Here is a 6826-nt window from a genome sequence, read left to right on the forward strand (position 1 = left end):
GGGCGAGGGGATGGGCTGGAAGACCTCGAGGGCCTTGAACATGGCCTCGTGCTCCTTCAGCAGCGGGTCCACCTCAGGGGCCCCCGGGTCGAACTTCGGATCCGCCAAGACCATGCGGGGGCGGACCAGGCCGTAGCCGAGGTAGACGCTCGGCTTGTCCCGCGGCCAGTCGCGGCCGGCGGTGTCCAGCAGGGCGTTCAGCACCTGGTTGTTGGTCCAGTCGGGGTGGGCGGACCAGATCAGCGCGGCGGATGCGGAGGTGACAGCGGCGGCGAAACTCGTGCCCTCTTCGGTGCAGTACCGGGTGAACGTCGCGTCGCACCAGCCGGGGAGGTTGAGACCAGGAGCAGCGAGGTCGACATCGACGCCCTTTTCGGAGAATTCACCCACCGTGCCGGTCTTGTCGGCTGCAGCCACACCCACCACGTAGGGGTACCCGGCGGGGTATCCGATGTACTTGCCCCCCATTGAGCTCTTCCCAGCCTCGTTACCTACGCTGGCGAACAGAAGCTTTCCCTTGGAGTAGGCATATCTGACGGCAGCAGCATCCTTATCGATGATGTAGGAATTACCGAAGGACATGTTGATGATCTTTGCATCGGAATCAGCTGCTGCCCTGATGGCCTTGTCGACACTGGGGGCCTTTTTCCCATCGGCATCGCTCATCCCCTTCATGGCGATGCGAATGGGCAAGATCTTCGCATCAGGTGCCAGCCCTCTTACCCCACCACCCGCGCCGGTCCCCGCGATGGCCTCAGCCATGTTGGTGCCATGACCTACCGGATCTTCGGTCGCGCCGTACCCGACGGGACCGGAAATGGCATCCTCGATCACCTGCCCCTTCAGGGCGGGTGTTCCGGGATTGACGCCGGAGTCGATAACGGCGACAGTCACGCCTTCGCCGGTGCTGGTTTTCCACATCTCGCGGGCCTTCATGGCGGTGAGGTGCCAGCCCTCTGACGCATCTGCCGCCGAGGCCGACGGGACGGCGCCCACCGTCAGCATGGCGAGCGCGCCAAGCGCCGCCCCGACGGCGGACAGTCGCCTGTTCGTGCGACGACCGCTGTGGACGACCGTTCTACCGGGTCTACTGATGACTGGCGCCATGTCCTTGCCTGTCCTCGCTCTGTTCGTCAGCCGTTGGTGGGCGGCGTATTGCGCCGCTCGGCATCGGTCGATCGCTTCTTGTCACGGTTGCCGGGAGCTCGTCCCGCTCGGCGCGCCGACCACCCCGCCGGGCACGGTGTTGGGGCGCTGCACCGGCCTTGCCGCGCCGGCGGTCGGGGTGCCGGAGGCACCGACCACTCCTCGGCGCCCGGGCTGCTCGCCCGTTCCCCGGGTGACCCCGTCGGAACCGCCGATCACCGTGCCGCGTGGCACGCGGGTGCCGTTGGGACCGTTCGGCGTGATCCCGGTGGGCCGTCCGCCCACCACCCCGCCGGTCGCTGCCGCGCCGCTCTGCACCGGACGCCCGGATCCTTGACCACCGATGGGCGCGCTGGCCCGCGGGACTCCGCCGGCAACGCCGTGAGGGGCGGGCGTGGCACCGGTCACGCGGCTGACATTCCGACCGTTCGCCTGTCGACCGGTGACGGGTTGCGTTTGGCCCATCGGCCCCACAGGACCACGAGCAGCGGTGCCGCCCGCACGACCCGCGGCCGTCTGCTGCCCCATCGGCCCCACAGGCCCACGCGCACCGCTTCCACCTGCCCGGCCCGTAGCCGCCTGCTGGCCCGCAGGGCCCACTGCGCCTCGAGCCCCTGCACGCCCGGTGGCCTGCTGACCCGTCGGCCCCACAGGCCCGCGAGCACCGCTTCCACCTGCCCGGCCCGTAGCCTGCTGACCCGTCGGGCCCATGGGCCCGCGAGCACCGCTTCCACCTGCGCGGCCGGTGGCCTGCTGCCCCGTCGGGCCCATGGGCTGCATGGGGCTGCGTCCGGCCGCCGGCCCGGGTCCCTTGCTCCCTGCACCGGTCACGCCACGGGGAGCCTGCCCCTGGGCGGAAATCGGCATCTGACGTGCGTGGGGACCGCCACCGCGACCAACGGCAGTGATAGGACCCACGTTTCCGGGGGTCGGCGGCACAGGGGTGCCGGTGGCAGCAGGACCAGTCGCCGGGGAAGGACTGATCGGCCTGGTTGTCTCCTGGGGAGGTGTCGCCGTGGCGACACTGTCGATCTGCATGGATCCGCTGCCGACGGGCTGCACCTGAGGCGCTTCCCCTGCGGCAGAGCCGTCGACGCGTCCGGTTGCGGGCACGGTATCGGCAGCAGAGCCCCGGCCCCCGGAAACCGTCGGGTCACCGGCATAACCAACTCGGTCTGACTGGCCGCGCCCTTCTCCGCCTTGCCACCCGGCGGGCTGAGGTGCAGGCACCGCCACATTCGGCATCGGATCGAACGTAGGCGGCTCCTGGCCGGCCAGCGCCTCCTCCGAGACCGCGTAGAACGACGACAGGCGGATCATCTGGTTGATCGCCTCCTGCCGATGCTGCTCCGCCTTGACCGCGGCGGCGTACTCCTCGTTGCTGTCCACACGCGCGGGCGAGGGGATCTCCGAGACCGACTTCGGGTCTACCCGGGTGTCACGCGGCGGCATCGACTTGCGAACAGAGGCGAGGCCGGAGCCGGCCAGGGTGATCTGCTGGCCCACCGTGTCCGAGTAGGTCGCCAGCGCCTTGGCCTTGGTGACGAGGTTGGTGCTCCAGGTCTCGAACGCCTCGGCCGACTCGCCCTCCCAGTCGACCTTGGCGATGTCGACCCGAAGCTGTTCCGCCGCCTCGTCGATGGCCGTGCTCGCCTTGAGCAGCGCGGAGCCGACCTCCTCGACCTGCTCGGGGTTGGCGGGCTCCACCATGTCGATCATGTCGTTGAGGCGGTGACCCTCGAAGTTCGTCCGGCCGAAGACCCGCCCGCCACCACCGGGCAGAATGGCGCCGAACACGCGCTCCAGCGTGTTGACCAGGTCGATGACCTGGGCGTTCCCCTGGACCTCTTCGAGGTCGTCCTTGATCTGCTCGTCGTAGTACTTGTCGTCGTGGCCACCCATCAGAATCCCGCCTCTGCCTGGCGCTTGGTGCTCCTGCCGAGCGCCTGCTCGCGCTCCTGCTCACGGTCGAGGTCGATCTGAATCTCCTGGAACCGCCGCCGCGCGTCTTCCTCGAGGTTGTCGAACCCGATGTCCGCACCGTGCACGGCGATCTGAAGGGCCTCTATCTGCAGGCCGAGCGTCCTGGACAGCGTCGAGATGCGCGCATGCGCCTGGGCGTACTGGGCGTAGAGACCGACGGCCTCGCCGAAGCCGGAGCCGCCGGCGAGCGACTCGCGGGTCAGCGTCAGGCTCTCCACCTGACTGGCGTTGGCCGGTGACGCGTCCAAGGTGTCGAGGACCGCGTCGACCTTCTTCTTGAACGAGCTGAGCGCTTCGACTCCCCGCCTGAGGTAAGCGCCACCCGCGCCATCATCCAGCACGATCGTGTCATCTCCCCGTTGTTGTCGCCCGCTTCAGGGGCCTTCGCTGCCGACCCGTGATGCGTTCATGTCGCAACAAGACCACTGTAGTCACTTCGCGTGACTCTCCCAACTGCCTTCTGCAACGGCCTTGATACAGCTTGCGATCATGAACGGCGAGCCGAGGCCCCGTGCGGCAGCGGGCTTCTACGTCTACACCACGAGGCTCAAGTCCGCACAGCGGCCCCGATGTTCCGGCATACCCGGTCACCGTGATGTGCAACACCTGCGAGTGAACGTGCAGTTCAGCACGTTGATCACCAAGGGGCCGGATGTGCGGGTGCGAGGCCCGGGGGCACACGGACCGTCGGTCACGCTGCGATGTCGACGACCCCGCTCACTGCTACCTTCCGTCACGAAGTCATCACGCAAAAAGCACAGAAGTTGACGAAGGGGCACATAGGTGGCGGCGGAGGAGTCGGTGGAGGTCGGGGCCGTGCCAGGGACGCAGCCGGACCTGGTGGCGTCCCCGGTCAGGAAGAAGGCGGCGGCCCGGGCGCTGGAGGTGCGCCTGGAGCCGGGGACCCGCGCGGCCGGCCGTACGGCGGAGTCCGGCACCGAGCGGGCGGTGAAGGCGCTGGCCGCCGCGGACGGGGACGGGTGGGCCAGCGGCAAGGCGCTGCGCGACGCCCACAGGACCTGGAACGAACAGGTGACGAAGCTGATGCACCGCCTCGGCGCGGAGAAGACCGCGCTGCGCGGCACGGCGCGTCTGTACACCGGCACGGATCGCGCGATCGGGAACGGGCTGCGCCTGGTCTCACCGCTCGACTCCTTCTAGGGAGGACGGCTCAGGGTGCCGACGTACCACGAGATCATGACCACCGAGCTTCTCGCCCTCATGACCGCCGCCGAGCAGTGGGAGGAGATGGCCGGGGAGTTCGTCGCGCAGGAGGAGGACTACCTGCGCGAGGTGCACGCCGTCGCGGCGGCCTCCGGACAGCCCGGGCAGTGGACGGGAGTCGCGGCGGGGGCTGCCGGGTCGGGCTTCGACGTCACGCTGGCCGAGTACCGGGCGGCCCGCAAGGAAGCCCTGGCGGTGGCGTCGCTGCTGCAGGACGCGTACACCCAGTTCGCGACGCTCCACAAGCGGCTGGAGGCGGTCCGCACGGAGGCGGAGGCGGCCGGACTGCGGGTCTCCGAGCGGGGCGTCGTGACGGTGGCCGCGAGGACGGCCGAGCCGCCGAAGCCCGGTGAGACGTGCGGGTCGGTCGACGGCTGGCAGCAGAGGATCGACAACGCGGTCAGGGCGGTGGACGACGCCGACCGGGGCGTCGCGATCGCCCTCCGTGCGGTGACGGGCGACGGACGGCTGGGCGACGGCACGGCGGGCGGCTTCAACGCGCACGCGGTGCACGACGTCGAGGTGTACGAGGCCCGCGCCGGCAGTGAGCTGGCGCGACGCATGGCCGAGGGCGAGAAGCTGAGCCCGGCGGAGACCGACGAACTGCGGCGGCTGTTCCGGGACAACCAGCACGACCCGCGCTTCGCCCGGACCTTCCTCGGCGGACTGGGGGCGGAGGGCATGCTCGCCGTCGCGAGTCAGGCCAACGGCGCGGCCCACGCACCCGGCGGCGACGACCAGGCACGCGGGATGGCGGAGATCACCTCCGGGCTCTCCCGGACGCTCGCGACCGCGACCCGTGACACGGACTCGCCCTGGTACGAGCAGTGGCGGTCCGACATGCGCGAGGCCGGTCTGGAGCAGCACGGCTCGCGGATCGCGGCGGAACATCTGGCCAAGGAGCGTGGCTACCAGTCGCTGGTGAGCCTGATGGGGCAGGGCGGGGACTTCGGGTCCCCGTACCTCGCCGACCTGGGCGACGACCTGATCGACGCGGAGCGGAAGACGGCCGACCTGTGGCACATCAAGGGCCCGATCACCGGGAAGGACGGCTGGTTCGCCAACGACCCGCTGGACGGCGTGCTCGGCCTGATGAGCCGGGACCCGGAGGGAGCGGCCGCGTACCTGCGGGACGAGGACCGGATGAAGTACCTGACCGCCGACCGGAACTGGTACACCACGGCCCTCGAGTCACCGGGCGCCCCCCGCCTGGAGCACAGCGCGGACACGCTCGACGCGGACGCCCACGCGGGCTTCGCCGCGGCGCTGGAGGCGGCGGCCACCGGGATCTCCCCCGAGTCGCCAGGAGCCGGATTCGTGGAGCACACGGCGGCGAACCACGAGGTGTTCCAGCGGTCGGTGCGGCACCTTGCCGGGATGGAGGACCGGTTCCCCGAGCCGCTGCGCGAGGTGATGGGGCGGATCATGGCCAACCACGGGGCGACGGTGCACCAGGTGGCCTCCGGGTTCGACATCGACGGGACCCCGGTCTCGCAGCCGGACCTGTTCGAGGTCGCGAAGCAGGTGTCGAGGGACCCGCAGGGCTACGCGGCGCTCAACGTGGGGCTGAACACCCCGATGGTGGAGGGCATCCACCGGCCGGACCAGACGTATCCGAAGGATTCGCTGGTCCAGGCGGCGCGGACGGTCGGGTTCATGGAGGAGGTCCGCGCGCAGGCGGTCCAGCTGGAGTCGCAGCCGCCGGAGCCGCCGGGGTGGGCGGCCGTCGCCAATGGCGTGGCCGCGCACGTTCCGGTCGTGGGCTCGGATCTGCAGGCAGGTCTCGCCGCGTTGACCGACAGCTGGGTGGAGGACGAGCAGACACGCTTCGACGCAACGCTCGGGGAAGGCCGCGAGGTCGCCTATCGGGCGCGGGAACAGCAACTGCAGGCGTTGACGAAGGCGTGGTGGGCCGTTCACGGTGCGGATCCGGAGGCCCCACCGCCCGACGAGTTGCGGGACCAGGTCAACCTGACGGCCCAGAATGGGATGGACCACGGTCGTGGCATCACGGGGGTGCAGCGATAACCATGCGGATGCGAATGGTGGCAGCCCTCTGTGGCATCTCTCTCCTGACACTGAGCGCCTGCGGCGAAGACCCGCAGACGCCCCGGTCACTGTGCCGGACGCCGATCAGCCCTCGGCTCTCTGCCCCCCTTCTCGGCGACGGAACCGTACGGGAGTGGACCAGCGCCAGCTTCCGTGAACCTTCATCGGCCTCGTGGTGCGTGATCTACGTCGACAAGAAGGAAGTCCTCCAGCTCTGGTTCTCCGCCGGAGGTGGGAAGCCGGACCTGATGAAACTTGCCCGCAGCGGCCCAACCATCGGCCTCTTCGACCCACACCCCGCCAAGGGCATCGGCGAGCAGGCAATTGTCGCCAACGACGGGGCCATCGCCGTCGCGTCCTGCCGCGACTCCGGAGGCGCCGACAGTTTCCTGCTGGCGCTCAAGATGACCGGCAGCCCCGTCAC

6 protein-coding genes are annotated in these 6826 nt (G+C 69.9%); 3 read left to right on the forward strand and 3 right to left on the reverse strand.

Annotation, left to right across the window (positions count from 1 at the left end; genetic code table 11):
- The 3 genes from ACOV8S_RS12785 to ACOV8S_RS12795 form a co-directional block, all read right to left on the reverse strand.
- A partial coding sequence (locus ACOV8S_RS12785) for a S8 family serine peptidase (protein ID WP_448318840.1) occupies positions 1 to 1041 on the reverse strand: 1041 nt, incomplete at its 3' end.
- 147 nt (positions 1042 to 1188) lie between these two features.
- Positions 1189 to 3048: a hypothetical protein gene (locus tag ACOV8S_RS12790; protein ID WP_448317951.1), complete on the reverse strand. Its 1860-nt coding sequence runs from the start codon at positions 3046 to 3048 to the stop codon at positions 1189 to 1191.
- Positions 3048 to 3470 carry a hypothetical protein gene (locus tag ACOV8S_RS12795; protein WP_448317952.1) on the reverse strand — a complete coding sequence of 141 codons (423 nt, stop codon included), beginning with the start codon at positions 3468 to 3470 and terminating at the stop codon, positions 3048 to 3050. The genes ACOV8S_RS12790 and ACOV8S_RS12795 overlap by 1 nt, the downstream gene beginning before the upstream one ends.
- A 475-nt stretch (positions 3471 to 3945) precedes the next feature.
- Between ACOV8S_RS12795 and ACOV8S_RS12800 the strand changes: the two genes are divergently transcribed.
- The 3 genes from ACOV8S_RS12800 to ACOV8S_RS12810 form a co-directional block, all read left to right on the forward strand.
- Positions 3946 to 4290, forward strand: coding sequence for a hypothetical protein (locus ACOV8S_RS12800; RefSeq protein ID WP_448317953.1), 345 nt, complete (start codon positions 3946 to 3948; stop codon positions 4288 to 4290).
- 36 nt (positions 4291 to 4326) lie between these two features.
- A complete protein-coding gene (locus tag ACOV8S_RS12805) occupies positions 4327 to 6381 on the forward strand; it encodes a hypothetical protein (RefSeq protein ID WP_448317954.1) in 2055 nt (684 codons plus the stop codon).
- A 200-nt stretch (positions 6382 to 6581) separates the two neighbouring features.
- The coding region (locus ACOV8S_RS12810; protein WP_448317955.1) for a hypothetical protein at positions 6582 to 6826 on the forward strand (245 nt) is incomplete at its 3' end.

This window comes from Streptomyces sp. CO7 (assembly GCF_053474865.1).

Excerpts from the sequence above, each read along its gene's own strand:
- ACOV8S_RS12790 (WP_448317951.1), bottom strand. The coding sequence starts at position 3,048 with ATGGGTGGCCACGACGACAAGTACTACGACGAGCAGATCAAGGACGAC.
- ACOV8S_RS12805 (WP_448317954.1), top strand. The coding sequence starts at position 4,327 with ATGACCACCGAGCTTCTCGCCCTCATGACCGCCGCCGAGCAGTGGGAG.